Here is a 25,993-nt window from a genome sequence, read left to right as displayed (position 1 = left end):
CTGACAGCTCAGAGAGGGGAGCTTTTTTCGTTCTATTCATCGGTCCGGCGTCCGCATCTTCTCAGAGCGGCCTGCGGGCCTTTCCAGCGCGGTTTTGTGCCGTTACTCCACCGTCACGCTCTTTGCCAGATTGCGCGGCTTATCCACATCACAGCCGCGCAGAACAGCCATATAGTAGGCAAACAGCTGCAGCGGCACAATGAGCTGCAGCGGCATCAGGATATCCTCGTATTCATCCAGCCGGACCACCGCATCGGCCACACCCTCGGGCACCACGGCGTCCTTTGTGGTGAACAGCAGCACCCTTGCGCCGCGGCTGCGGGTCTCTTTGGCATTGGAAATGGTCTTTTCGTATACCTGCTTCTGGGTCGCCAGTGCGATCACCGGCACGCCATCCGTGATCAGACTGATGGTGCCATGCTTGAGCTCCCCTGCCGCATAAGCATCCGAGTGCACATAGCTGATCTCTTTGAGTTTAAGGCTTCCTTCCAGCGAAAGCGCGTAGTCGAAACCACGCCCGATAAAGAAGCAGCTCTGGGTGTTCACATAGCGGCTGGCAAGGTATTTGATCTGCTCGCAGTCCGCCAGGCGTGGCTTGATGACCTCCGGTGCATGCAGCAGCTGCGCCGTATAGCGGCGGGTCTCCGCCTCGCTCAGTCGGCCGCGCGCATAGGCCAGACGCAGGGCAAACAGGTACAGAACACACATCTGCACCGTGTAAGCCTTGGTGGAGGCCACAGCGATCTCCGGCCCTGCATAGGTGTACATCACGTAGTCGGCCGCGCGTGCAATGGAACTGCCCACCACATTCACGATAGCAAGCACCGGCACGCCGCGGCTCCTGGCCAGCTTGAGTGCTGCCAGCGTGTCGCTGGTCTCGCCGGACTGGCTGATGATGATGACCAGATTGATTCTTTTCCAAAATCGGGTCCCGGTAGCGGAACTCGCTGGCAATGTCCACCTCGGCAGGCACACGGGCCAGCGCTTCAATGGCAGATTTACCCACCATGCCGGCGTGCATCGCCGTGCCGCAGCCCACCAGATGCACCCGGCCAATGCCGCGCAGCACCTCGTCTGTCAGCGCCGGGATGCGCAGCTCCGGCATTCCATCCTCCACACGGGGGCTCACTGTGGCCGTGATGGCGGCAGGCTGCTCGTTGATCTCCTTGAGCATGAAGTGGGGGTAGCCGCCCTTCTCAGCCGCTTCCATATCCCAGTCTGCCGTGAGCTGCCGACGTTCCACCGGCTCACCAAATTCGTTGTAGAAGCGGATGCCCTCAGCCGTGCAGACGGCCATATCGCCCTCTTCCAGCACGCTGTATTTCCGGGTATATTTGAGCAGCGCAGGGATATCCGATGCAATAAAGTTTTCGCCTTCCCCCCAGCCGACGATCAGCGGGCTTTCCCGCTTGACCGCAAAAATAGTATCCGGGTAATCGAAGAACAGCACCGCCAGCGCGTAGCTGCCGCGCACCTTGGAAAGGGCCTGTTGCAGCGCCCGCAGCGGGTCGCCGGTATAGCAGCTGTCGATCAGCTTTACCAGCACTTCCGTGTCGGTCTCGCTCTGGAAGGTATAGCCCTTTGCAGCCAACCGCTCCTTGAGCAGCCCGTAATTTTCAATGATGCCGTTGTGCACGATGCTCACACGCGGCGTGGAATGCGGATGGCTGTTCACATCGCTGGGCTCGCCATGGGTAGCCCACCGGGTGTGGCCGATGCCGCAGAAGCTTTGTGCCAGCTGCTGCGCTTCCAGCTTTTCCCGCAGGGCTGTGAGCCTCCCCTTGCTTTTTACTACGCAGATCCCTCCGTCCAGCGCAAGCGCCACACCGGCGGAATCATATCCGCGATACTCCAGCTTTTCCAGCCCATCCAGCAGCACATCCTGTGCATTGCGCTTACCGACATAACCAACGATGCCACACATACAAAACACCTCCATGCCGACCGCTCCCACGCAGAAAGGCGCAGTGACGCACGGTCAGCTCTCTTGTACAGTTTATGTTCTTGTATGGCTTTCTTTGATGGGATCTGTTGCGGTATTGCTGCCGTTTTTTGCCCTTCTCTGCGGCTGGTCTAGCCCTCAGCCGGAGAAACATCCGCCGAATCTTTCGATGATTCCTCTCCTCGTCACCCTCGCGGCTGTCACCCGCGTGGCCCGGCGCTTTGTGTTACCTGTGTGCTGCGCTCTCCCCTTTCTGATGCCTCATTATAACACAAAGGCTGGCTCAACGCCAGCCCAGAGTTTTATGAAGTTTCGGCCGCCAGACCAGCCGGTACATCATGAGCATGTTGTGCAGTGCCCGGTCGTACAGCACAAAGGCAACGTTGCCCATGGCCAGCGTTGCCAGCGATACCGCCAGTGCCGTGGTACGCAGCTCCTGCGAAATGCTGCCTGCCGGTACCAGCAGAAATACCAGTCCATACATGGCCAGCACTGCGCCGTTGCACAGCAACAGCTTGCAGACAATGCGCAGAACAGCAGGGCGGATGCGCTCAAACTTCGGCTTTGCCAGCGGGTAATACCCCAGCAGGAACACGAAGATCAGCGCCACTTCCTTATCCGGCACAAAGAGCAATGCCAGCAGGCTGACCGCAGCGTAGGCCGTCAGGGCCAGCTGCATCCCGCACTCCACGCAGACTGTTGCAACAAGGAAGCCCGCCACTGCAGGCGCAATGAACATGGCAATGGGGATCACGGCCCCCAGCAGCATCAGGGCGACACACAGTGCCGTCACGATGCCGCAGTAAGCCATGCCCCAGCTTTTTTGATGTTTCCGATTCATGGGATCTCCCAGTTTTCCCTCTCAACGCCTGCTTCCAGCGGCTCCACCGCATGATGCAGGCCCAGCAGCATGATATTATCCAGCAGACTGCGGTTCAGCTTGATGTCCAGCATACTGTACACCCGGATCAGGTCGTTGGCCACCGCCAGCGCCTGACGACGGGCATTTTCCATCGCAGCAGACTGCCCTTTCAGCTCGTTCACCACGAACACATTGTAGCGGCCGCTGCGCTTGTCCGTTTCAAACCGCTCAGCCTTATCCAGCAGATAGAAGATGCGTCCGATGCTGCTGCCAATGTAGCGCATGCTCTTGCGCTGGCTGGGGTCATCGGTGGCAAGGGTGGAATACAGGGCACCATAGATGTTGCTCATGGGTTCCGCTGCGAGGGTGTAGTTTTTGGCGCTCAGTTCCATCTGCGTCACAGCCTGCTCCCGCTCCTGCACGAACAGGCGTTCCAGTGCCGGGTTCTCCTCCACGGCACGCATGTAGGCGCGGCGCAGCAGCAGCCGGTCCACCGCACGGCGCAGGCGCTTGAGCGGCTTCAGCTCACTGTATTTGCGATCCTGCAAATTGTGCCAGCCCAACAGCACCTCCACCTGTGCGGCCAGCCGGATGCCCTGGGTCTGGCACATGAGCCTGCGCCAGGCCATTGTGCCCGGGACCCGCTTGCGCTGGCAGGTGGCCTGCCGCCCGGCCAGACTGTCCGAAAGGATGGCAAACAGCACGCCGTTGCTCCGCAGCAGATGGCAGGAATATAGTCCGTATGCCTCGTACAGCTGGCGCCGCACCCCGCGCAGATACCGCAGGTAGATATTGTAATCCCGGATGGTGAGCTCCGGCAGATATGGCCGCATCCTACCCTTCATATACACCTTTTCCTCCTCGGAAGAACCGCAGAATAGTAAGGTAAGTATAATCCATTTTCAGCCCGGGTTCAACCATCCTTTGTAAAAAGAGCATGAATTTGTCTCATCTTTGCAGCACACGGCACTGAACATGGGATAAAACTTTCTGTGTGTGCGTCCGTTTCCCCTGCTTTGTCAGGAATTTTTCCGTTTTGATTTTTCCGGTAATTACCGGCTGCAATGTAAAAAGCCGCACGGGACAGCTCCGGTGCGGCAGGTAACATTTATCAATTACTTCTTGTCAAAACGGTTCGGCGTAGTGCGCTTGCCGTCAAAACCGCTTTTCGGCATGGGCTTTGCGGTGTGCTCAAACTTGGGTGCATTGTAGTACATATACAGCTGGCAGGGGATCATGCCATTATACATCTTGCGGCGCTTGTTGGCACGCTTGCCGTAGTGGGTCTCAAAATCCATATCGGCAGTGATGGCGTACACGCCTGCACAGGGGTGTGCTTCCATCTGCCGGCCCAGCGTGCGGGCCAGCTTAGCGGCACCTTCAATGGTGCTCATGCGCTCGCCGTAGGGGGGATTCGTCAGCACGATGGCCTCCTGCTTTGCAGCAAAGTCGGCCACATCAGCCACTTCAAAGTGGCAGCGCTTTTCCACACCGGCCAGCTTGGCATTGGCATTGGCCAGCGCCACAGCAGCAGGGTCAATGTCATAACCGAAAGCTTCAAAGCCCACGTCCAGCTTGGCCTCGGCCAGTGCCTTCTGACGCTGCTCGGCCCAGATGGCTGTCGGCACAAAGCCATAGCGCTCGGCAGCAAAGCGGCGCTTCAGGCCGGGGGCAATGTTCATGGCCTTCTGAGCGGCTTCAATCAGCAGCGTGCCGCTGCCGCAGAAGGGGTCCTCCACCAGACTGTCGCGGCGCACACGGCCAAGATCTGCAATGGTGGCTGCCAAGGTCTCGCGGATGGGCGCCTCCATGGCGTTGCGGCGGTAGCCGCGCTTATGCAGACCGTCGCCGGTGGTGTCCAGCATGATCTCACACTGATCCTTGCGCAGCATGAAGCGGATCTTGTACTCGACACCAGTCTCGGGCAGCACAGAGGTGTGGTGCTTTGCCATCAGGCGCTTGACCACAGCTTTTTTGATGATGCTCTGGCAGGCGGGCACACTGGACAGCTGGCTGTTCAGCGAAGAGCCGGTGACCGGAAAGGCAGCGTCTGCGGGCAGCAGCTCCTCCCATGGGATATCGTACACACCGTCGAACAGATCATCGAAGGTGGCGGCCCTGTAGCGGGCCAGCAGCAGCATCACGCGCTCCACCGTGCGCAGGTTGAGGTTGGCTGCGGCGATCATATCGGCACCGCCGGCAAAGCTCAGACGGCCATCCTCTACCCGGATGTTCTCTGCGCCGATGCGGGTCAGCTCAAATTTTGCAGTGGACTCGCACCCAAAAAAGCAGGGAGCGATCAATTCAAATTTTGCAGGCATTGCAATTCCTTTCTTTCAGCGAAAAAACAGACCTGCCCGATCAAATGAGACAGGTCTGTTCCATCCTTTTGACTTAGAGCGGACTGAGAAGAAGTGCCGTTTCTCAGCGGCGTCCGCCACGACCGCGGGGCGCATAACCACCGCCGCGGCGGTTGTTGGTCTCGTGGTCGAGATCCGCCATCTTCTCTTCGCTCTGGCTCTTGAAGCGGCTCATCATGTCCTCAAAGCTCATATTGTCGGAATGGACCGGAGCCTTGGGCTGCCACACACGGGGTGCGCTGTCACGGGCAGGGCCTCTGCCGCCCTCACGGGGGGGACGGCCATTGCCGCCGCGGCCTGCACCAAAGTGTCCACCCTCACGGGGGCCGCCCGGGCGCGGAGCGCCGGGACGTGCTCCGCCTGCGGGGCCTCTGCCCTCACGCGGCTGGCGCGGAGGAGGAGGCAGCAGACGCTTGATGGACAGTGCGATCTTGCCGTCCGGTGCAACATTGATGACCTGCACCTTGACCGTATCCCCAATATGCAGGACTGCTGCAATGTCCTGCACGAATTCATTGGACACCTCGGAAATATGGACCATGCCCGTACCGCCCTCCGGCAGTGCGACAAATGCGCCAAACGGCTTTACGCCGGTGACACGGCCCTCGAATACGTTCCCTACCTCAATTGCCAAAACTCAATACTCCTTGTTTTCCATAGTATCGGCAGCCGTTCAGCTGCCGGTCACATCCACAAAGATGCGCTCGTTCGGTGCGGCGTAGTTGTAAGAATCCCGTGCGACCCATTCTGTGATCTGATCCGAATCGCCGCTGAGGATACGCTGCATTTCCTCATTCTCGGTTTTCTGCTGGTCGATCTGCTCGTTCAGTGTGTCCAGCTCTGCGCGTTTGGAGCTGATGCTGACCTGATTGGAGATGTACGCTGCCAGCATGCTCAGCAGCAACAGGACAAAAAACACCCGCACAAGCGTTTTAACGACCACTTTCTTCTTGCGTTTTCTGCGGTCCGGTGCTGCCATTGTTTCTTCTGCCCCCATTGCAATTTGGTTCTTACTGATGTCACTTATGAATTATACATCATCCGGCGCCGGTTTGGCAAGTTCTTTTTGCGCTTTTTTGCGGTTCTTTTTGCGTTGCGGCGTAATTTGCGGGCATTTTGCTGCCGGACACGCCGCTGTGCGACAGGCCGGAGCACCCGCCGCTGCAAAGCCTTCCCTGCCGCGCGCAGCGGCACGCCCAGAACAAAGGCCGCAGCGCCTGCTCCGGCAAAGCCAGCTGCTGCCATATACCAGCGCAGCACGCCCGCCGGGCTCTGCCCCGCCGCATAGCTCTGCAGCAGGGTCAGCACCGTGCCCACCCATAGAAAATCGGGCACCCACGCCGCCCGGCCCCTGACCGGGAACACGGCCCGCACCACACCGGTGCACCCGCCCAACACCGTGCAGGCGGTCAGCTCCTGCGCAATGGCTGAGGGCGGCAGGACCGGGATCATCGCAGCAGGCGGTGCAGAAAGCTGCCCGCCGGGGCGCTGGCCGTGTATTCCAGTGCGTCGATGCGGCCGGTGAACTTTGCCTCCCCGGCCTCCAGATCCAGTGCTGCCATGCTCAGCTGAGCCCCGGTAAGGTGCAGGATGCCCCTGCCGGTCTCTATTGCGGCACTGTCTGCATTGCAATGCAAAACCTTCTGCACGCCGGTCACGGTCAGGCGTGCACGGCCCTCTAAGATCAGGTCATGCGGCGGCGCAGGCTGCGGGCTTCTGGTGTTTTTTTCCGGCATTGCTCGTCTCCCCTTTTCTGGTGCATCCTATGCACCAGACGAGAGCTTTTATACCGTTTACTCGCTGATGATCTCGTACATTTCGCGGGCCACATCCTTGGTGCGGGGTTCCACATCCGAGAGCACCCGCACCTTGATGGGACGGTTGCCGAAGGTCACCTCAATGACATCACCCGCCTTGACGGCCTGACTGGCCTTGGCGATCTTGCCGTTGATGAGGATGCGGCCTGCATCGGCCACTTCGTTTGCCACAGTGCGGCGCTTGATGAGCCGCGAAACTTTCAGATACTTATCCAGACGCATCGTCTTATCCTCCTGTGATGAAAAATGCCGCCGCACCTCCTGCGAGGCAGCGGCGGCAAAAGAAAACAGCTTCTTACAGGGTGTCCTTCAGGGACTTGCCGGGCTTGAACACGATGCTGCGGGAAGCAGCAATGGTGATGGGCTCACGGGTGCGGGGGTTGATGCCCTGACGCTCTGCACGCTCGCGCACCTCAAAGGTGCCAAAGCCGGAAATGGTGATCTTTTCGCCCTCGGCCATGGCCTTGCCCAGTGCCTCGAACATGGCATTGACAGCCTGCTCAGCATTTTTCTTGCTCATCTCAGTGTTCGCAGCAACCTGTGCGATCAGATCGGTCTTCGTCATAAAAATACCCTCCAAATTTGTTCCTTGGTGTTCTTCTTTCTCTATCGGAGCAGGTCACTCGACCTGAGTACCGCTTTGTGGCTCCTGTTCCAGCAGCCCGGCACAGAAGCGCTTGGAGGCAAAGGTCAGCGCCTCCTCTGCGTCCACCCCGGCCAGCCGCATGGCATTGGCTGCGGCAAACAGCAGCTCCCCCGCCGTCCGGGCATCCTGTTCCCGGCTCCAGCCGTCCAGAGCATCCTGCAAAGCCTGCTGTGCCCGGGTCTTGTCCGGCTGCGCCGCACCGCAGCGGTCGGCACGCTTCTGCAGCTTCTGAGCACGCATCAGTGCAGGCAGGGTGGCGGGCACCGTGCCCAGCTCATCGGCCAGAGTGGTGCGGCCCTTTTCCTTATTTTTGAGCGCATCCCAGCCATTTATACCGGCATTCTGCGCTGCTGAGGATGCAAAAATGTTCGGGTGGCGGAACACGAGCTTCTCGCACACCTCACGGCAGACATCCTCAAAGGTAAAGTGTCCGCGCTCCTCTTCCATCACGGCATGGAACGCCACCTGCATCAGCACATCGCCAAGCTCTTCCTGCATCAGCACCGGGTCATCGGCATCGATGGCCTCCAGCACCTCACAGGTCTCCTCCAGAAAGTTCTTCCGGATGGAGGCATGGGTCTGTACCTTGTCCCACGGGCAGCCGTTCTCCGGGTCCCGCAGGATGCGCAGGATCTCCAGCAGCTGTTCTGCCGTGTAAGGGGCCTTGGGCTGCCAGTCCAGCACAGTGCTCACACTCCTTGCAAAAGATACTGCATATTGTACCGCATCTTCCGCGTTTTTTCAAGACAGCACCGGCAAATTCCGGCAATTTGCCTTTATTTTCTGCATTTTAGCCTATCCCGCAAAAAACAGGACGGTGCCCTGCGGGGAGCGCCGCCCTGTTGCCTGTCGGAGATTACAGCTGTGCGCCGCACTTATTGCAGAACAGTGCATCGTTCGAAACGGGCGCACCGCACTGCGGGCAGCTCTTGTGCTCTGCATGCGCAGCTTCGGCGGCAGGAGCTTCCTGCTCTGCAGCGGGCTCCTCCTCGTGTACCACATAGTCCACCTCTGCGGCTTCTGCCGGGGTCAGCGATGCCTTCAGGCGGGTGATCTCCTGTTCGATGTGATCGATCATTTCGATATACTTATCCACCAGCGGCTGGTTTTCTTCCTTGCCCTTGGCTAGACTGTACACCAGTGCGCCCAGCTGACGCTGTGCCTTGAGCAGCTTGCCCTGTTCGTTGACGATCAAAGCCTGCGTTTTGCCCTTTTCGGCCAGATCCAGTGCAGCGTTCTTGCCTTTTTCGGCATATTCCAGACCCATTTCCTTGATCCTGTTGAAATCCATAAAAGACACCTCTCTTACTATCGGCCTGTTTATCGTGGGCCATGTGCGGATGTTATCTCCATTATAGCGCACAGGCCGCCCGTTTGCAACGAACGGGCCGCATTTTTTACAGTTTGGTGCCGGTTTGGAAACAGTTTTTTCGCATTCAGACTAAATTTACACGATATTTTCACACATTGGCATCCTGTGCCATGCGGTCGGCCGCGCCGCCGTAGAATTCCCGCAGCATACTGTCTTCCGGCAGCAGCTCCAGCTCCAGCGGTGCCACATGCTCAAACCGGCGGGCGGTCTCATCCCACAGCTCGGCATTGTGGCCTTCCAGCGTGAACTGACGGCGCACCACGCCCAGCAGCTTGGAGATCAGGCCCAGCTCGTAGGTAAAGGAGGTATCCAGCAGGAAGTCCGCTGTGGATTTGAAGCCCTTGATATAGCGTGTTTCGCCGTCCAGCACGCGGTCCCACATGGCAAGGGTCTTTTCCGGGCTGCGGCCGCGGGCGGCAGCATCGCGCAGGGTGCGGCGGCACAGGCGGATATCCTGTGTATTGATGACTCTCCGGCCATCGATGCAGTATTCCTCCCGCAGGCCGGCATACACGCGGTAGATATCGTCGCCTTTCACAAGGCCGGTGAGCTCCGGGTTCAGGGCATGGATGCCCTCCACGATGCATACACCGCCCTGCAGGTCGATGGGCTCCACCTGCTCCGAGCGCTTCTCTGCAGAGAAATCATAGACCGGCAGCACGGTCTTTCCGGTCTCGCTGAGTTCCCGCAGGCACTGCTTGATGAGGGGCAGGTCCAGCGTATCGGGGTTTTCGTAATCCAGCGTGCCGTCCGGCAGTCGGGGGTAGAACTCTGCCCCTTTGAAGAAATTATCCAGACTGACCACCTGCGCCGGAGTCCCGCGCTTTTGCAGGGCTTTTGCCAGACAGTGGGCGCTGGTGGTCTTGCCGCTGGCCGACGGGCCTGTGAGCATGACGATCTTTGCGCCGGAGAGCTGCACCTTCTGGGCGGCATAATCCACACGCTGCCTGTAGCTCCGCTCGCTCAGATCTGCCAGCATCTGCGGGCTGCGGGCCGCCACATTGTACAGATCGACCTCAACCAGACGTTTCGGTACCCAGATCGTGATCATAAAAATCAGCCACTCCTTTTTTGCGTTCCAGCACCTCCGCAAAACGCTGGATATATTCATTCGGATATTTGAAGTTAAAGATGCGCTGCATCCGTTTGCCGCCGTCGGCCACCAGCTTGGTGCTGCCGCCTGCACCGGCGGAGAGGATGGTCTGGACTTCCTCCATGATATAGATGTTGTAATATCCCTCGTGGCCCGGCTTGCACCAACCCACGTTCTCAAGATTCTGCAGGGTGTTTTTCTGGCGGTAGAGGTAGTAGGGCCGATAGCCCGCTTCTGCCAGCAGACGGCATTTTTCCAGCATAGCGGCGACGTCGGCGTAGTCGTTGGTGCTCTGGTCCTCGATGACGATGCGGGAAGCCCGCTTGAGGGTCAGGGTGTGCACGGTGATGTTCTCCGGGTCCAGCGCAATGGCCTGCCGCAGGCTGCGCTCAAAGCTTTCCACCGTGTCGCCGGGCAGGCCGGCAATGAGGTCCATGTTGATATCATCGTGACCGGCTTTGCGGGCTTCGGCATAGCAGTCCAGAATGTCCTGCGCCGAGTGCTTACGGCCGATGCCGGCCAGCACCTCGTCCGAGAAGGTCTGCGGGTTGATGGAAATGCGGGTAGCGCCGTATTCCCGGATGACGGCCAGCTTTTCCGCGTCCGTACAGTCCGGACGACCCGCCTCCACCGTATATTCCACGACCTTCGAGAGGTCAAAATTCGCCCGGACCGTGCCCATCAGCTGCCGCAGCTGGTCGGCAGACAGGCTGGTGGGCGTGCCGCCGCCAATGTAGATGCTGCAAAGGGTAAGCCCCGCCTTGTCGGCCTGAATGCGGATCTCCTCCACTTCCCGGCACAGACAGTCCACATAGGGCTGCACCATCTTGCGGTCGCGGTCCAGATTGCAGCTGACAAAGCTGCAGTAGCTGCACCGGGACGGACAGAACGGGATGCCGATATACAGGCTGTAGGTCTTGGGTTCACTGCCCACCTTCAGGATGGGCTCCTGCAGATCTGCAATGGCCTTGGCCATGGTGTATTTCTGCTGCGAGCAATCAAACCGCTCCAGAAAAAAGCGGTCGATCTCCGCTTCCGTCCAGCCTGCGGCGCGCTTGTCATGGATGAGCCGCACCGGGCGCACGCCGGTCATTTTGCCCCAGGGCGGGCGGAGCCCGGTCCACTGGCGCAGCAGATCGTAAGTCAGGCTGGCAAGGCTGAATTCCGGGGTCTCGCCGCCCTGTTCCACAGGCGCAGGCAGCGGTGCGTGCCGTTCAGCACTTCTGCCGCCCTGACGCACCAGCGCATGCAGGCCGTCCGGCGTTTTTTCTGCCCAGACGCAGTCCTCGGCGTCCTCTGGTGGGGTGAGGGTGAGCGGTGCCATGGGGTAAAACAAACGCACCAGATGCTCCACTTCGTAGCCGGAGTGCAGGCCGGTAATATAGATCTTCATTTTCGTTCACTCTTTCAACCCTCTCAGCCTCGCATCCGCTCGGCAGCTCCCCCGAAAGGGGAGCTTTTATTCTGCATCACCGTCAGATGCATAAAACCTCCATCCTAGGAGAAGGTGGCATCGCGCAGCGATGACGGAGAGGGTTTTCTTTAAATTTCGCCGCCGCGCAGAGCGCTGCGGATATAGTAGTTATTGTCCAGTTCATCGCCAAAGGTGGAGAACTCGCCATGGCCCGGCAGCACCTGCGTTTCCCGTGGGATGGGCAGCTTTGCCAGTTTACGCAGGCTCTCAGCCATCTGTGCACTGCTGCCGCCCTCCAGATCGGTGCGGCCGATGCTGCCTGCAAACAGGGTGTCACCGCAGAAGAGATACTCGCCGCACAGCAGCACCACGCTGCCGGGGGTGTGTCCGGGCGTGTGCCATGCCGTAAAGACCAGTTCATCCACCGTCACGGTGCCGTCCTCGGCATAGCCGCAGTCTGCCGCAGAAAGCGGATACATGCGGTCGCCTGCAAGGTCGGCAGCCTCACAGTAGAGCTTTGCGTTCCACTCAGTGCGCAAGGCTTCGGCGCTGCCCACATGGTCGTAGTGGCCGTGGGTGCACAGGATGGTGGTGAGCTGCGCATTGTTTTCCTTTAAAATTTTATCGTAGGTCTGCGCATCTGCCGCCGGATCAATGACCACGGCATGGCCTGCGTCGGAAATGAGCAGGAAGGTATTGGTATACAGCGGCGCAGCGCCCGGAATATGAAAAGCCTGCATGGCATTTACTCCTTTTTCTTCCACTCGTCGGTGTCGATGATGATGGTGCAGGGGCCTTCGTTCACAAGCGACACCTGCATATCCGCGCCGAACTCGCCGTGCTGCACGTCCTTGAGGCCGTGCTTGTTCATCTCGGCAAGGAACAGCTCGTAAGCATCCACCGAAAGGGGCGGCTTTGCGGCCTTGATAAAGCTGGGACGGTAGCCTTTTTTCGTGTCACCATAAAGGGTGAACTGGCTCACCACCAGCGCGGAATAGCCAAGATCCCGGGCGCTGAGGTTCAGCTTGCCCTCGGCATCCGGAAAGATGCGCAGACCCGCACATTTGTCGGCAAGCTTTGGCACGATGTCAAGGCTGTCGGTATCCTTGACCCCCAGCAGGATCACAAGTCCCGGGCCGATGGCGCGGGGCTCGCCGCCGTTCACCCGCACACTGGCGGAAGAGACCGCCTGAATGACTGCACGCATGTTTTAGCTCCTTGTCACCTTGAGCACGTCCTTCACCTTGGAAAGTCTTGCGACCACGCGGTTGAGGTGCTCGGTATTGTTGATGCCGATGGTCAGGCTGACCATCGCACAGCCGTTTTCCACCTGACGGGCGTTCACCGCATAGATGGGCACCCGGATGTCTGCCAGCGCAGCCAGCACATCCTGCAGCAGCTCGTTGCGGTTCAGCGCGATGATCTCGATGCCAGCCTTATAGCTGTCCTTGACGCTGTCGGCCCAGTAGGCCTTGACCCAGCGGGGGGCGTTGGTGGGGTCCTTCATGCTGGAAATGGCATTGGCACAGCTCTGTTTGTGGATGGACACGCCAAAGCCGCGGGTGATGAAGCCCACGATGGGGTCGCCCGGCAGCGGGCTGCAGCACTTGGCAAACTTGATGGGCGTGTTGTCGAAGCCTTCCACCACCACGCCGTCGGTGGCATGCACACGGCTCAGATCCACCTTGGGCAGATCTTCCTCGTTCTTATCCTCGGCGGCCTTCAGCTTCTGCCATTCTTCCTTGATCTTGGGCAGGCAGTTCGCAATGGTCATGCCGCCGTAACCGATGGCTGCATACAGCTCCTCGGCGTTGTTCTGGCGCAGGCGGCGGGAGCAGCTGTTGATGAAATCATCCAGCTGGTCGTCCGGAATGATGATCATTTCGCGGCGCAGCTCACGGGCCAGTGCATCGCGTCCCTGCGTGATGTTTTCCTCGCGGCGCATCTTCTTGAACCAGTTGCGGATCTTGCTCTTGGCCTCGCTGGTGCGCACGATCTTGAGCCAGTCACGGCTGGGGCCCTTGTCTGCCGGGCCAAGGATGACCTCGATGATCTCACCCGTGGAAACGATGTGGTCGATGGGCACCATGCGGTTGTTCACCTTGCAGCCCACCATACGGTTGCCCACCGCCGAATGGATGGCATAGGCGAAATCGATGCAGGTGGCACCGGTGGGCAGGTTGATGACATCGCCCTTGGGGGTAAAGGCAAACACCTCTTCCGGCAGAAGGTCGCTCTTGAGGTCGTGGAGAAGGTTGCCGGAATCCTCGCTGACGCGCTGGTTTTCCAGCAGCTGGCTCACCCACGCCAGACGTTCATCCAGTTTGTCGTGACCGTCCAGCCCCTCTTTGTACTTCCAGTGGGCGGCAACACCGTACTCGGCCTGTTCGTCCATCTTGCGGGTGCGGATCTGCACCTCAAAGGGGATGCCCTCGTGGCCGATGACGGTGGTGTGCAGGCTCTGGTAGCCGTTGGGCTTGGGGGTGGAGATATAGTCCTTGAAACGGTTGGGCAGCGGGTGGTACATATCGTGGATGAGGCCCAGCGTACTGTAGCACTCGGCCAGCGTATCCAGAATGACCCGTACCGCATAGATATCATAGATCTCGTCGAAGGACTTGTTCTGCATGATGGTCTTGCGGTAGATGCCGTAGATGCTCTTGACACGGCGCTTGATGGTGGCACCCTCGATGCCGCTTTCCACCAGACGCTGCTCAATGACTCCGGACACTCTGGCAAGAAATTCCTCACCGGCGCGCTCGCTGAGCATCCGGCTGATCTCCTCATACCCCACCGGGTCGAGGTAATGCAGGCTGCGGTCCTCCAGCTCTTCCTTCACGTTCAGGATGCCCAGACGGTTGGCGATGGGGGCATACACCTCCATGGTCTCGCGGGCTTTGTCGCGGCGCTTCTGCTCCGGCCATGCATCGCCGGTGCGCATGTTGTGCAGCCGGTCGCACAGCTTGATGATCATCACGCGCACATCGCGGCTCATGGCCAGCAGCATCTTGCGCAGGTTTTCAGCCTGCAGCTCTTCGATGTTGGAGAACTGGATCTTGGTCAGCTTGGTCACGCCGTCCACCAGCAGGGCCACTTCCTCGCCAAAGGCGTCGGTCAGGTCTGCCAGCGTGGTGGGGGTATCCTCCACCACATCGTGCAGCAGGGCGGCGGCAATGCTTTCGGTATCCATGCCCAGATCCAGCACCAGCCGGGCCACGGCCAGCGGATGGCAGATATAGGGCTCGCCGCTGCGGCGGCATACCCCCTTGTGGGCAGTGTTAGCAAGGTCGTAGGCCTTTTCGATCATTTCCATGTTATAGGAGCGGCCGCTTGCCCTGATGGCCTCGCACAGCTTTTCCCAGGTAACGATCTCCGGCCGCACCTCCGAAGGCAGAGCGCCTTCCGGTGCATCAGCCAGCTGGGCCGTGGCTGAAACGGTAGCCGTTTCCTGCACTGGCATCGGCTGATGCAGGTGGGTCTTTGCGGAGTAGAGATCTTCGTCCCGCACCGGCTTGGGTGCCGGGACCGCAGCTTTCTTTCCCTCTGGCATTTTACATTCCCTCCAAACATTTCAGGACCGGGGCATCCGCAAGGTTCTTTTTGCCCTGCGCAGGCACAAGCTCCAGATATTTTGCCCCACCCTTTTCCACAGCGGCGATCAGACCCACCTGTTCCAGAGCCGTCACTGCCACCAGTGTTTTTCCTGTATTTTCCTCACCCAGCTTCGCACACAGCGGCTGCAGTTCCTCTGCATGCCAGCGGCGCGCCTGCAGCTCACGATATACCGTGATCATATGGCTGCGGTCGGGCGTGATCAGCGCTTTTTGTTCTGCCGTCAGCGGCGTGCCCCGGCGCAGCGCCGCCACCAGTGCGGCCTGTTCCGCCAGCTTGCTGCCAAGGCCTGCCGGGTGCAGATCCAGGATGCGGCCCGAAAGCTGTGCGCCCCGGGGCGAATCGTAGACCGAAAGATTCAGCGCCGCATCCACCACGTCTCCCGTGGTGTAGGGCAGCTGCTCCGGGTGCATGCCGAACCACACCGCATACACGCTGGCGTTGCCCTGCCGCAGGCGCAGGCGGCTGTGCCTGCCATCCGACACCGGATACACCCCGTCCACCACGGCGTTCTGCAAAAGGAACACCGGGGTGGGATTCTCGGCACCATAGGGTGCCAGCTTGATCCAGCCTGCGCACGCTCTCCACCGTGACCCGGTCCAGATGAATGGACAGGTCACATTCCAGCGGGGTCGCATGCAGTACCGGGCATTCCCGCGCGGCCCACTCGTTCAGGCGGCGGCGCAGGGCAGGCAGGTTTTCTTCCCGCACCGAAAGGCCCGCCGCCATGGCGTGGCCTCCGTAGCGGATGAGCAGGTCTGCGCAGGAGCCGATGCAGTCGTGGAGGTTGAATCCCTGCACACTGCGGCCGCTGCCTTTGCACTCGCCGTGCTCGTCCACCGTCACCACGATCACCGGCCGGCCGGTGCGCTCCACCAGCCGGGAGGCCACGATGCCAATGACGCCGGGATGCCAGTCGCGGCCCCACAGCAGCATCACGCGGTCTTCCAGCCGTTCCGGCTCCTGTTCCAGAAGCTCCTGCGCCGCATTGAAGATCTGCAGCTCGATCTCCTGACGCCGGGCGTTGATCTCGTTCAGTTTGCGGGCCAGCTCTTCGGCACGGTCGGAATCCTCGCAGAGCACCAGCTGCAGGGCGGTCACGGCGCTGTCCATACGGCCCGCCGCGTTGATGCGCGGCGCAATGGCATAGCTGACATTCTCCGCCGTGACAGGCTTGCCCGTAAGGCCCACCTCTTCCAGCAGAGCTTCCAACCCGGGACGGTCGGTGTTTTGCAGCTGATGCAGGCCGGATCTTACCAGTGTGCGGTTCTCGCCGGTCAGCGGCATCACATCCGCCACCGTGCCCACAGCGGCAAGATCACCGCAGTAGTCCAGCATTTCCTCCGGCGGGCAGCCGTCCAGCGCGGCGCACAGCTTAAAGGCCACACCCGCACCGCACAGGCCCTTGAAAGGGCTGGTATCATCCCTGCGGCGGGGATCCACCACAGCAACCGCCTTGGGCAGCGTATCCGGCGGCAGATGGTGGTCGGTGATGATCAGGTCGATGCCCAATTCTGCAGCGTAATCCGCTTCGTCCACGGCAGAAATGCCATTGTCCACGGTCACGATCAGCTGACAGCCCTTGTCGTGGATGGAGCGGATCGCGTTTTTGGAAAGGCCGTAACCATCGCCCTCGCGGCTGGGCAGCATACACTTGACGGTCGCTCCCATGCCCTTGAGATGCTGGTACAAAAGGGCCGTAGCGGTCACGCCGTCCACATCGTAATCGCCGAACACCACGATGGTCTCCCCGTCATCGATGGCCCGCCAGATGCGCTCACAGGCCTTCTGCATATCGGTCAGCAGAAACGGGTCGCTCAGCTCTTCCTCACCGGCCAGCAGGGTCAGCGCGTCGGTGGGGTCGGTGACGCCGCGGGCCGTCAGAACGCCCGCCAGCAGGGCGTTTTCCTTCTGCTGGGCAGCAAGCACGGCCTTGTATTTCTGTTCGCTCCAGGGTTCCCCCTCCTGCGCATTGTATTCCAGTTCTTCAGCTGCCTGCTCCGCAATGGCTGCGGTCAGTTCCCGCAGGGCAGCGCGGTCAAGGTTTTTCAGCTCCCATGCACGGTAGGTCATTGAAAATCCCCTCCCGTCAGCCCATCGCTGGCCAGCATACCCTGCAATGCGGCGATTTCCGAGGAGACATCCATGGCAACATCCGAGAGCAGCGTATCATACAGGGTATCGTACGCCTGATTCAGCGTGTGAAGGATGCCCGCGATATCGCGGCGGATGGTCTCGGCGTTTTCGCCTTGCTGGCCCTGCACGTCGTTGTAGGTGTGCAGCAGCTTGAGGGTGGTGGGGATATAGTATTCCGCAAAGCGGCGGGCCTTGGGCAGGCTTTCCGGGTGTGCCTCCAGCCAGTCGCAGATGGCGGTGGTGGTGGTCTGCATATGGTCCAGCTCTTCGCGGCCCTGCGCATCCTGCATCAGCTGTTTTTCCTGCTGCAGCACGACGGCGAAGCGGCGGGTCGTTTCCAGATTAAGCGGCACATCGTCTGTTTTTTCCCTTACCGGCTCCGGCTGCGACTCTCTGGGGACTGTTGCGGCCTCCTGCGCGGCGCGGTAATCCTCTGCCGTCAGATAGAGTTTTTCCGTTTTTTCGTCCACCCATGCGCTCAGCCAGCCATTGCGGATGAATCTGCGCACCCACTTGAGGGCCCGGGTCTTTTTCTCGTCCACGGCTTCCAGCGGCAGGCCCTTTTTGCAGTCAAAGCCTTCCGCCGCCTCGGCCAGACGGAGCAGTGTCTTGCTGGCCTTCAGGCGGGACGCACCGGCAGTGATCATCCACACGAACACGGCGGTGACAGCCGCAAAGCACCAGCCGGTGATGCGCACCGCCCCCAGTGCAAAGCTGCCCATGGCTGCAGCATTTTCTGCCATAAAGCTATCCTGCAGGAGAGCCTGCAGAACAGCCGTATTGGGCGTAAACAGGCCCGCCGCACCCAGACAGGAGACTGCCGTGATGCCAAAGATCACCGTAAACGTAATGCCGACTGCCAGCAATGCGCAGCCAGCGCTGTGCCGCTTTTTGGCGCTGGTGCGGATCTCGTCTGCCGGGGTCATCTCTGCCTTGCCGAACATCTGCCGGAACCAGCCGGGCATCCCGGCGGCCTGCGGGGTGCGGTACTCTTCGTTCAGGCCCTGTCCCTTTTGTTCCGGTGCACCGCTGTGCGCATTCCGGCGGCTGCGGAAAGCCTTTGCCGCCTCGTTGATGCCATAGTTCGCGGCATCCACCGCAGCACGGCCCACACCATAGGCGCGGTTGCCAATGTCCTCCCCTCTGCCCTCAAAGCCATGGGCAAACGCATCGGACATGGTATCGCCAAAGGCGCGCAGCTGGGATTCCAGCTCCTGCTGCACCTGACGGCCATCGGTCTCTTTTTTTGTATCGTTTTCACGATCGTTCATCAAAATTTTCTCACCCTTCTGCCGGTGCATACCGGCTGATGATGGCGCGGGCCACCCGCAGGCCATCCACGGCGGCGCTCATGATGCCGCCCGCATATCCGGCACCCTCGCCGCAGGGATACAGTCCTGCCAGCTGAGAGCACTCAAAATTTTCTTCCCGTTTCAGCCGCACCGGGCTGCTGGTGCGGGTCTCAAGACCGGTCAGGATGGCCTCCGGTGCGGTATAGCCTGCAATTTTGCGCTCGTAGGCGCGCAGACCGACCCGCAGCGTATCGGCCAGCTCCCCGGGCAGCAGTGCACCCAGGTCGCGGCTGTCACGCCGCGGTCGTAGGTAGGCTGCACACGGCCGATGTTCAGCTGACCGCGCCCTTCCAGAAAGCTCTGGATATTTTCAGCCGGGGCAGCATACTCCCCTGCGCTGCGCCCGGCGGCGTAGGCTCTGGCTTCCAGCTCCCGCTGGAATGCAATGGCCCGGCGCGGGTCGTCCCCAAAATCTTTGCCGCCCACGCTCACCACCACAGCCGCGTTGGCATTTTTGCCGCTGCGTGCGTGGTAGCTCATGCCGTTGGTGACAACGCAGCCTTTCTCGCTGGCTGATGCCACCACCTGCCCGCCGGGGCACATGCAGAAGGTGTACACGCACCGCTCCCCCACATGCTGGGAAAGCTGGTACTCGCCCCGCGGCAGGGCCGGGTGCCCGGCAGCTTCGTGATACAGGCTTTTTTCGATCTCGCTCTGCAGGTGTTCGGCGCGGAATCCCACGCTGAAGGGCTTGCACTCCAGCACAAAGCCGCCATCCATCAGCATCCCGAAGGTGTCCCGGGCCGAGTGGCCCACTGCAAACACCAGCGCTTCGCAGGCAAAGGTACCGCTGGTGGTAAAAATACCGGTGAGCGCGCCGTTTTTCTGTTCAAAGCCGGTCAGGGCCGTGTTGAAGTGCACCTCGCCGCCCAGAGCTTCAATTTCCTTGCGGATGGAGGTGATGACGCCACGCAGCAGGTCGGTGCCCACATGGGGCTTCTGCTTCCAGGCGATCTCCTCCGGCGCACCGTGCTGCAGGAACACCTCGGTGACAAAACCGCACAGCTCATCGCCGATGCGGGTGGTCAGCTTGCCGTCCGAAAAAGTACCGGCACCGCCCTCGCCAAATTGAATGTTCGCATTCACATCCAGCTCGCCGGTGGCAGAGAAGTGCTCCACCGCCTTTACGCGCTCGTCCAGCGCCGGGCCGCGCTCCAGCACAATGGGCCGGTAGCCCTGCCGGGCCAGCAGCAGCGCCGCGAACAGGCCCGCCGGGCCAAGGCCGCACACCACAGGCCGGTGCGCCAGCGGAAGCGTGCCATTCTGCACCGAAAGATCACCTTTTTCTGCAGCGATGCATCGCCGCAGCGGGCAGCAAACGCTGCTTCTTCGGCAGGCTCTTTCAGGGTGACAGCCACGGTATACACCAGCTTGGGCTGACCATGGCGGGCATCCACCGAGAGCTTTGCCACGCCCAGATGCTGCACCTTTCCGCGCGGGATGCGGGCAGCGTGCAGGGCTTTTTCAAATGCCTGCGGCTCTCCGGCAGAGAGCGGCAGACGGATGTTGCGAACCAGAATCATAGTATCGTGTGTTCCTTTTTTCAGTTGCTGTCGATGCGGCACTGCAGCACATAGCTGCCCAGCGCAAAGATCTTGCCGTTGGAGGGCACGTACAGGCGGCAGGCGATGTTCTGCTCGCCCGTTGCCACCGAGAAGTCCTCTGCATCGATCTCAATGACCACCTGCTCCGGGGTCAGGGACGCTATAGCGGCCTTGGGCCCGCAGAGAGTCACGTTCATCAAGCGTTCGGTCTGCACCGTCAGCTGATAGGTAGGCGGCAGGTTGACCACCTGCACACAGGTGTTGGGCAGGTTCATGGTCTTGGTCTCCAGAGCGGAGCAGTCAAAGCTGACTGTGATGGTGGAGATGTTATCCAGCAGGTAGATGTCCGTGGGCAGGTCGATGGGCAGCTCGTAGCTCTTGTTCAGCGTAAAGGTGGAAAGGTCGATGCTGCCAATGGGCAATGTGGACAGCATATCGATCTTAGCCTCCGGGCCGGCCACCTTGAGCTGCTTGCGGCTGAGCGCGTATACCAGCACCGAATCATCAAAATCGCGCGGTGCATTGATGAAATTCACATTCACCGGCAGGGTGGCCATCTTGTACACCTGCAGGGTGACGTCCACACTGTTTTCTTCCAGCTCCGTGTACTCAAACTTGACCTCCCTGCCGCCGGAGGTGTAGAAGCGCAGCGGCGTGCTCAGTGTGACCGACTCGGTCAGCTCCCCGCTGTAGGTCACCTCTGCGGTACAGGTAACGGCCTTGTCCAGCTCACTGCTGGGGCCGGAAAGGGTGATGTTCTCCTTGGAAACATCGGTGCTGTAGAGGATATAGCCATCCGCAATGGTCAGATAGTTGGTGGTAACGGTAACGGGCAGGGTCTTTTCCTCCACCACGTCGAACACCACGTCCACCGTGTTATCATTGCCTTCCATGGTCACGGTGACACCGTTCAGCAGGCCGTTGGCACCGCGCACCAGCAGGCGCAGGGTCTTTTCGCCGCTGTCGCGCACGCTGGAAAAATCCGGGTAGACCACAAAATCGGAAGCGGTCAGGCCGCCGATGGTATAGCCATCACCGGAGATCTTCAGGTTCACGGTCTTGTCCTCGGCGCTGACGATGCTCAGGCCCCGGGAGGTGTAAGCAGCGGAATCGTAGGTATAATCCACCGGCACATTGTAAATGGTGTTGGTGGTGCCGGGCTGGACGATGATCGTGACCACCATCCATGCAACGATGGCGCCCAGCACCGAAAGTGCCAGCCGGATGCGGCGGTCGTCCAGAATGTTTTTCTTATGGGCGACCGCCGGCTTTGCGCCGTTTTTCTTGTTGGGTTCGTTGTTCATTGCGCATCGTCCTCCTTCTGGCTGACCCATTTCCACAGACGGTCCAGCTGACCGCGCCAGCCGTTGACCGTCGTCTTTTCGGCAGCGGTCTCCTTGGGGATCATCTCGTCCACCAGACGGGTATACAGGGTCTGGCGGTCAAAGTGGCGGATCAGCACACCGTTTTTCGCCATGGAAATGATACCGGTCTCCTCGCTGACCACGATGGCGATGGCGTCGGAATTTTCGGCAATGCCAAGGCAGGCACGGTGACGGGTGCCCATATCCTTGCCGAGATCCAGATTATTGGAAAGCGGCAGCACACAGCCCGCCGCTTTGATGCGGCCGTTCTCAATGATGGCGGCACCGTCGTGCAGAGGCGTGCCCTCATAGAAGATGGTGCCCAGCACCTCCAGATTGACGGCACTGTTCACCGGCGTGCCGGTGCGCACGATCTCAGAAAGGTTCGTGTGGCGTTCCAGCACGATCAGCGCACCGGTCTTGGTCTCCGAAAAGCGCTCGGCGGCGTCGCAGATGGCAATGATGGCACTGCGCCATGCGCCCTTTAGGCTGGGGTCGTTGTAGCGGCCTTTGACATTGAACAGCTTGGCAGCCCACTGGTCGGTCTGGCCCATGCGCTCCAGCGCACGGCGGATTCTCCGGCTGGAACAGCACCACCAGGGTCAGCAGGCCCACCTGCAGCAGTGAGTTCAGCAGCCATGTGACGGTACGCATGTTCAGTGTTTCCGCCACCAGATAGACTGCCATCACCAGCAGCGCACCCTTGAACAGCTGGCCGGCGCGGGTGCGGTTGACAATGCCCAGCAGCTGGTAGATCAGGAAGGAAATGATGATGATATCCAGCAGATCGACCAGCTTGAAGGTCTGGAAATTTGCAATGATCGCGTTCAGAGTCATTGGTACACGCTCCCGTTTACAGTGTTTCGATCAGGGCAACGGCATGGGCGGCAATGCCCAGCCCCTCGCCGGTAAAGCCCAGATGTTCCTCGGTGGTAGCCTTCACGCTCACCGCGTCCACCGGCAGGCCGAAGGCATCGGCCAGATTCCGGCGCATGGCCGGGATGTGCGGTGCCAGCTTGGGCCGCTGACACAGCAGCGTTGCGTCGATATTTTCAATGCGGAAGCCGTGCTCCTTTAAAATTTCAGCCACACGGCGGGCCAGCTTCAGGCTGTCTGCGCCGGAGTAGGCAGGGTCATTGTCCGGGAAATGCTGGCCGATATCGCCCAGCGCCGCCGCGCCCAGTACTGCATCCATCACAGCATGGGCCAGCACATCGGCGTCCGAGTGGCCCAGCAGGCCCTTTTCAAAGGGCACTTCCACGCCGCCCAGGATCAGCTTGCGGCCTTCCACCAGACGGTGCACGTCATAACCATGTCCAATGCGCATTTTATGTTCCTCTTTCTGTTCCGGGCGGGGCAGGTCCTCGCGGGTGGTGATCTTCAGATTCGCGTAATCGCCCTGCGTCAGCTGCACGGGGCGCCCGGTCAGTTCGAACAGGCTGCAGTCGTCCGTGACAAGGCGGGCTTTTTCGGCGTCCAGCTCTTCCAGCGCTGCCAGATAGGCTGCGCGGTCAAAGCACTGCGGCGTCTGCACCGCATACAGGGTGCTGCGGTCCGGGGTGGCATGTACAAAGCAGCTCCCCGGCACCGTCTTGCCGCTGCCCCGCACTGCCGCCTTGATGGTATCCTTCACCGGCACGGCAGGCGCTGCGGCACCGCATCGGGCTGCAGCTTCCAGCGCAGCAGTGATGACCTGCTGGCTGACGAAAGGCCGGGCCGCATCGTGCACAGCCACAAGCGCACCGGAAGCTGCCAGCACACCGTTTTTCGCGCTCTCTGCGCGGGTGGCACCGCCCGCCACAACGCATACAGGCTTTGTGCAGTCTGCGGCCTGCTGCTGGGCAAAGGCACGGTTACTGCCTGCCACCAGAATGATCTCGTCCACCAGCGGACACTGCGCAAATGCGCGGATGCTGCGATGCAGCACCGTCTCCCCGCCCAGATCAAAGCTGAGCTTATCAAAACCCATGCGCGTGGAGGAGCCTGCCGCCACCAATACCGCCGATACTTTCTTTTCCAATCTCTTCACCTGCCCGATCCCTATAATAAGCCATATTTTATTATAGCGTATAACTTCTCAAACTGCAACCGATAATCTGCAGCAAAAATGCCCCTCTGCACAGGGCAGAGGGGCACAAACTTGTTCTTGATGGAGTTTACTTCAGCATCGGCTCGATGGCAGCAGCCAGAGCATCTTTCTGTGCCTGTGCTTCTGCCAGATCCTTACCCAGCGTGGTGAAGTAGGTCTTGATCTTCGGCTCGGTGCCGGAGGGACGCACCACAACGGTAGCGCCGTTTTCCAGACTATAGATCAGCACGTTTGCCGCAGGCAGGCCGGTCTCCTCGGGCTTCTTGTAGTCCGTCACCTTGACCACCTTATGACCGGCCAGCTCGGCGGGCGGTTCATCGCGCAGCTTCTGCATGATGGAAGCCATCTTCTCCATGCCGGTCAGGCCGGGGAACTCAAAGCTGTCCACCTTGTTCAGGTAGCGGCCATACTGCTTATAGATCTCTTCCAGACGCTGCTTGATGGAGGAACCGATGCTGCGGTAGTAAGCGGCCATTTCGCAGATCAGCATGGAGCCGATGACGGCATCCTTATCGCGCACATAGGGGCCGGCCAGATAACCGTAGCTTTCCTCAAAGCCGAAGATGAAGCGATCCACCTCACCTGCAGCTTCCAGATTTGCGATCTGGTCGCCGATCCACTTGAAGCCGGTCAGCACGCTGCGCATCTCCACGCCGTAATGTGCGGCAATGGCGTCGGCCAGCGGAGTGGACACGATGGACTTGACTGCCACCGGATCCTTGGGCATGGTGCCCTTTTCAATGCGGCCTGCGCAGATGTAGTCCAGCAGCAGAGCGCCCATTTCGTTGCCGGATACCAGCTCATAGCTGCCATCCGGGCACTTCATGGCGATGCCCACACGGTCCGCATCGGGGTCGGTGGCCAGCATCAGGTCTGCACCGGTCTTGGTGGCCAGATCCAGACCCAGCTTCAGAGCCTCAAAGATCTCGGGGTTGGGGTAGGAGCAGGTGGTGAAGTAGCCGTTGGGATACTCCTGCTCGGGCACGATGGTGATGTCGGTGATGCCCATATCGTTCAGCACGTGGGTGACCGGCACCAGACCGGAACCGTTCAGCGGACTGTACACCAGCTTCAGGCCGGCAGTCTTGCACAGGCCCGGGCGCACCTGACGAGCCTCAATGGCGTCGTACAGAGCCTTTTTGCAGTCATCGCCCACAAAGCGGATCAGGCCCTGCTCCACGCCCTCGGCAAAGGAAATGTACTTTGCACCGGTGAGCACGTCGGTCTTCTGGATCTCGTCGTAGACGATGGCAGCAGCGTCATCGGTCATCTGGCAGCCGTCCGGGCCGTAGGCCTTGTAGCCGTTGTACTTGGCCGGGTTGTGGGATGCCGTGACCATGATACCGGCGTTGCACTGGTAGTAACGGGTAGCAAAGCTCAGGGCGGGCACGGGCATCAGGGCATCATAAATGCGCACCTTGATGCCGTTTGCAGCCAGAACGCCTGCGGCAGTCTTGGCAAAAACATCGCTCTTCAGGCGGCTGTCGTAGCTGATGGCCACGGTCTGGGTGCCCTTCTGGGTCTTGACCCAGTTTGCCAGACCCTGCGTAGCCTGACGGACAACATAAATATTCATACGGTTGGTGCCAGCGCCCAGAACGCCGCGCAGACCAGCCGTGCCAAACTTCAGAGCCACCGCAAAGCGGTCTTTGATTTCTTCGTCATTTCCCTCGATCTTGGCCAGTTCCGGCTTCAGATCTGCGTCTTCCAGATCGGCAGCCATCCAGCGCTTATATTCATCCAAATACATCTTGCACACCTTACCTTTTGTAAATTTTTCCGCAAAAAGAAACAGGTTTAACAAAACCTACTTATAATATAAACTCTCCGCGTCCATGTGTCAATTGCGTAATCTGCTACAAGATTTGCTGTTTAAAACCGGCATATGGCACAAAAATCCAAATTATCGCCTGCAAAGTCCGGGATCATCCCGGCTGTGCCTGCATTTTCCAGCAGCTCATAGCTCTGGCCCACATCCGCCAGCACCTCCAGCCACTGCTCCAGACCCACGCTGTTTTCGCACAGGTAGCGCAGAAGCTGCATGGCCCGGGCAAAGCTTCCCTCGGGCAGACGCACCGCACTGCGGCGCACCCGGCCATCCTGCTCGTGCCGCAGCTCCATCACTACGCCCTGTGCGGACAAAGCTCCGCAATAGACAAGGCTGTGGGCATGCTGCAGTCCCTCCAGCTCCGAATATGTATGGATATAGCGGCAGTATTCGTTGTTCATCATGGAAAAATTCTCTCCTCTCTATCGCATTGACATCTTTCCTGCCCTTTACTATAATGAATCCAGACGTATTTTTGTGTCGAAGTTTGGCATTTTTGTCCATTATTTTCCACTTTTGCCAATTCTTTTCCGTTTTGTCACTCATTGGAGCGAGGGAGAGC

General features: G+C 59.9%; 26 protein-coding genes and 4 pseudogenes. All 30 read right to left on the bottom strand.

From position 1 onward, the window contains the following. Positions 1 to 102: 102 nt before the first annotated feature. The 30 genes and pseudogenes from glmS to ACKXF7_RS10030 all read right to left on the bottom strand — a co-directional run bounded on the left by glmS (position 103) and on the right by ACKXF7_RS10030 (position 25,835). Positions 103 to 1,924, bottom strand: a pseudogene (gene glmS, locus ACKXF7_RS10175) (glutamine--fructose-6-phosphate transaminase (isomerizing)). 301 nt (positions 1,925 to 2,225) lie between these two features. Further along, positions 2,226 to 2,783 (bottom strand): hypothetical protein, encoded by a 558-nt coding sequence (locus ACKXF7_RS10170; protein ID WP_249236941.1) that lies wholly within the window; start codon positions 2,781 to 2,783, stop codon positions 2,226 to 2,228. Next, positions 2,780 to 3,649 (bottom strand): DUF5685 family protein, encoded by an 870-nt coding sequence (locus ACKXF7_RS10165; protein ID WP_348583212.1) that lies wholly within the window; start codon positions 3,647 to 3,649, stop codon positions 2,780 to 2,782. Before ACKXF7_RS10165 ends, ACKXF7_RS10170 begins: the two co-directional genes overlap by 4 nt. Before the next feature lie 270 nt (positions 3,650 to 3,919). After that, a complete protein-coding gene (locus ACKXF7_RS10160; protein WP_339395145.1) occupies positions 3,920 to 5,125 on the bottom strand; it encodes a THUMP domain-containing class I SAM-dependent RNA methyltransferase in 1,206 nt (401 codons plus the stop codon). A 103-nt stretch (positions 5,126 to 5,228) separates the two neighbouring features. Next, positions 5,229 to 5,798 carry a S1 RNA-binding domain-containing protein gene (locus ACKXF7_RS10155; protein ID WP_249236945.1) on the bottom strand — a complete coding sequence of 190 codons (570 nt, stop codon included), beginning with the start codon at positions 5,796 to 5,798 and terminating at the stop codon, positions 5,229 to 5,231. A 39-nt stretch (positions 5,799 to 5,837) separates the two neighbouring features. Beyond that, positions 5,838 to 6,143, bottom strand: coding sequence for a septum formation initiator family protein (locus ACKXF7_RS10150; protein WP_249236946.1), 306 nt, complete (start codon positions 6,141 to 6,143; stop codon positions 5,838 to 5,840). A 44-nt stretch (positions 6,144 to 6,187) separates the two neighbouring features. After that, positions 6,188 to 6,616 carry a hypothetical protein gene (locus tag ACKXF7_RS10145; RefSeq protein WP_423741212.1) on the bottom strand — a complete coding sequence of 143 codons (429 nt, stop codon included), beginning with the start codon at positions 6,614 to 6,616 and terminating at the stop codon, positions 6,188 to 6,190. Beyond that, positions 6,613 to 6,900: a YabP/YqfC family sporulation protein gene (locus tag ACKXF7_RS10140; protein WP_423741211.1), complete on the bottom strand. Its 288-nt coding sequence runs from the start codon at positions 6,898 to 6,900 to the stop codon at positions 6,613 to 6,615. Before ACKXF7_RS10140 ends, ACKXF7_RS10145 begins: the two co-directional genes overlap by 4 nt. A 57-nt stretch (positions 6,901 to 6,957) precedes the next feature. After that, on the bottom strand, positions 6,958 to 7,203 hold the full coding sequence (locus ACKXF7_RS10135) for an RNA-binding S4 domain-containing protein (protein WP_339395148.1): 246 nt from the start codon (positions 7,201 to 7,203) through the stop codon (positions 6,958 to 6,960). Between the two features lie 73 nt (positions 7,204 to 7,276). Continuing rightward, positions 7,277 to 7,546, bottom strand: a complete 270-nt coding sequence (locus ACKXF7_RS10130) for an HU family DNA-binding protein (RefSeq protein ID WP_249236950.1) — start codon at positions 7,544 to 7,546, stop codon at positions 7,277 to 7,279. Positions 7,547 to 7,600: 54 nt separating this feature from the next. Then, positions 7,601 to 8,311: a MazG family protein gene (locus ACKXF7_RS10125; RefSeq protein WP_348583209.1), complete on the bottom strand. Its 711-nt coding sequence runs from the start codon at positions 8,309 to 8,311 to the stop codon at positions 7,601 to 7,603. A 172-nt stretch (positions 8,312 to 8,483) separates the two neighbouring features. Beyond that, positions 8,484 to 8,918: a zinc ribbon domain-containing protein gene (locus tag ACKXF7_RS10120; protein ID WP_423741210.1), complete on the bottom strand. Its 435-nt coding sequence runs from the start codon at positions 8,916 to 8,918 to the stop codon at positions 8,484 to 8,486. Positions 8,919 to 9,087: 169 nt separating this feature from the next. After that, positions 9,088 to 10,050: a uridine kinase family protein gene (locus tag ACKXF7_RS10115; protein WP_418266662.1), complete on the bottom strand. Its 963-nt coding sequence runs from the start codon at positions 10,048 to 10,050 to the stop codon at positions 9,088 to 9,090. Further along, positions 10,016 to 11,485: a coproporphyrinogen dehydrogenase HemZ gene (gene hemZ / locus ACKXF7_RS10110; RefSeq protein WP_423741209.1), complete on the bottom strand. Its 1,470-nt coding sequence runs from the start codon at positions 11,483 to 11,485 to the stop codon at positions 10,016 to 10,018. The genes ACKXF7_RS10115 and hemZ overlap by 35 nt, the downstream gene beginning before the upstream one ends. Before the next feature lie 149 nt (positions 11,486 to 11,634). Next, complete coding sequence (locus ACKXF7_RS10105) at positions 11,635 to 12,246, bottom strand: MBL fold metallo-hydrolase (RefSeq protein WP_339395153.1); 612 nt, start codon at positions 12,244 to 12,246, stop codon at positions 11,635 to 11,637. Between the two features lie 5 nt (positions 12,247 to 12,251). Then, a complete protein-coding gene (dtd, locus tag ACKXF7_RS10100; RefSeq protein WP_249236956.1) occupies positions 12,252 to 12,713 on the bottom strand; it encodes a D-aminoacyl-tRNA deacylase in 462 nt (153 codons plus the stop codon). Positions 12,714 to 12,716: 3 nt separating this feature from the next. Next, complete coding sequence (locus ACKXF7_RS10095; RefSeq protein ID WP_339395154.1) at positions 12,717 to 15,056, bottom strand: RelA/SpoT family protein; 2,340 nt, start codon at positions 15,054 to 15,056, stop codon at positions 12,717 to 12,719. A gap of 1 nt (position 15,057) precedes the next feature. Continuing rightward, the gene (locus ACKXF7_RS10090; protein WP_423742647.1) at positions 15,058 to 15,300 is read right to left on the bottom strand and encodes a hypothetical protein; all 243 of its coding nucleotides are present in this window, start codon (positions 15,298 to 15,300) and stop codon (positions 15,058 to 15,060) included. Between the two features lie 225 nt (positions 15,301 to 15,525). Next, positions 15,526 to 15,756, bottom strand: a pseudogene (locus ACKXF7_RS10085) (single-stranded-DNA-specific exonuclease RecJ); the annotation flags it as partial. After that, positions 15,737 to 17,191: pseudogene (recJ, locus tag ACKXF7_RS10080) on the bottom strand (single-stranded-DNA-specific exonuclease RecJ); the annotation flags it as partial. The pseudogenes recJ and ACKXF7_RS10085, both read right to left, overlap by 20 nt. After that, a complete protein-coding gene (locus ACKXF7_RS10075; protein WP_423741208.1) occupies positions 17,188 to 18,525 on the bottom strand; it encodes a 5-bromo-4-chloroindolyl phosphate hydrolysis family protein in 1,338 nt (445 codons plus the stop codon). The pseudogene recJ and the gene ACKXF7_RS10075, both read right to left, overlap by 4 nt. Before the next feature lie 10 nt (positions 18,526 to 18,535). Further along, a complete protein-coding gene (locus ACKXF7_RS10070) occupies positions 18,536 to 18,697 on the bottom strand; it encodes a hypothetical protein (protein WP_423742646.1) in 162 nt (53 codons plus the stop codon). Between the two features lie 69 nt (positions 18,698 to 18,766). Next, a pseudogene (locus tag ACKXF7_RS10065) lies at positions 18,767 to 19,326 on the bottom strand (FAD-dependent protein); the annotation flags it as partial. 404 nt (positions 19,327 to 19,730) lie between these two features. Then, complete coding sequence (locus ACKXF7_RS10060; RefSeq protein ID WP_423741207.1) at positions 19,731 to 20,129, bottom strand: hypothetical protein; 399 nt, start codon at positions 20,127 to 20,129, stop codon at positions 19,731 to 19,733. A gap of 20 nt (positions 20,130 to 20,149) precedes the next feature. Then, positions 20,150 to 21,454 carry a CdaR family protein gene (locus ACKXF7_RS10055; RefSeq protein ID WP_423741206.1) on the bottom strand — a complete coding sequence of 435 codons (1,305 nt, stop codon included), beginning with the start codon at positions 21,452 to 21,454 and terminating at the stop codon, positions 20,150 to 20,152. Then, positions 21,451 to 21,918, bottom strand: a complete 468-nt coding sequence (locus tag ACKXF7_RS10050; RefSeq protein ID WP_423742627.1) for a diadenylate cyclase — start codon at positions 21,916 to 21,918, stop codon at positions 21,451 to 21,453. The genes ACKXF7_RS10055 and ACKXF7_RS10050 overlap by 4 nt, the downstream gene beginning before the upstream one ends. Next, positions 21,890 to 22,351, bottom strand: coding sequence for a hypothetical protein (locus tag ACKXF7_RS10045; RefSeq protein WP_423741205.1), 462 nt, complete (start codon positions 22,349 to 22,351; stop codon positions 21,890 to 21,892). Before ACKXF7_RS10045 ends, ACKXF7_RS10050 begins: the two co-directional genes overlap by 29 nt. A gap of 16 nt (positions 22,352 to 22,367) precedes the next feature. After that, positions 22,368 to 23,534 carry a 2-C-methyl-D-erythritol 2,4-cyclodiphosphate synthase gene (gene ispF / locus ACKXF7_RS10040; protein WP_423741204.1) on the bottom strand — a complete coding sequence of 389 codons (1,167 nt, stop codon included), beginning with the start codon at positions 23,532 to 23,534 and terminating at the stop codon, positions 22,368 to 22,370. A gap of 136 nt (positions 23,535 to 23,670) precedes the next feature. Next, positions 23,671 to 25,353, bottom strand: a complete 1,683-nt coding sequence (locus ACKXF7_RS10035; RefSeq protein WP_339395160.1) for a phospho-sugar mutase — start codon at positions 25,351 to 25,353, stop codon at positions 23,671 to 23,673. Positions 25,354 to 25,475: 122 nt separating this feature from the next. Continuing rightward, the gene (locus tag ACKXF7_RS10030; RefSeq protein ID WP_423741203.1) at positions 25,476 to 25,835 is read right to left on the bottom strand and encodes a hypothetical protein; all 360 of its coding nucleotides are present in this window, start codon (positions 25,833 to 25,835) and stop codon (positions 25,476 to 25,478) included. Positions 25,836 to 25,993: the final 158 nt, after the last annotated feature.

This window comes from Faecalibacterium sp. 7, assembly GCF_049562865.1.
GTDB lineage: Bacteria > Bacillota > Clostridia > Oscillospirales > Ruminococcaceae > Faecalibacterium > Faecalibacterium wellingii.
The sequence above is the reverse complement of the archived record's forward strand: the minus strand, read 5'-3'. Positions and strand labels throughout refer to the sequence as shown.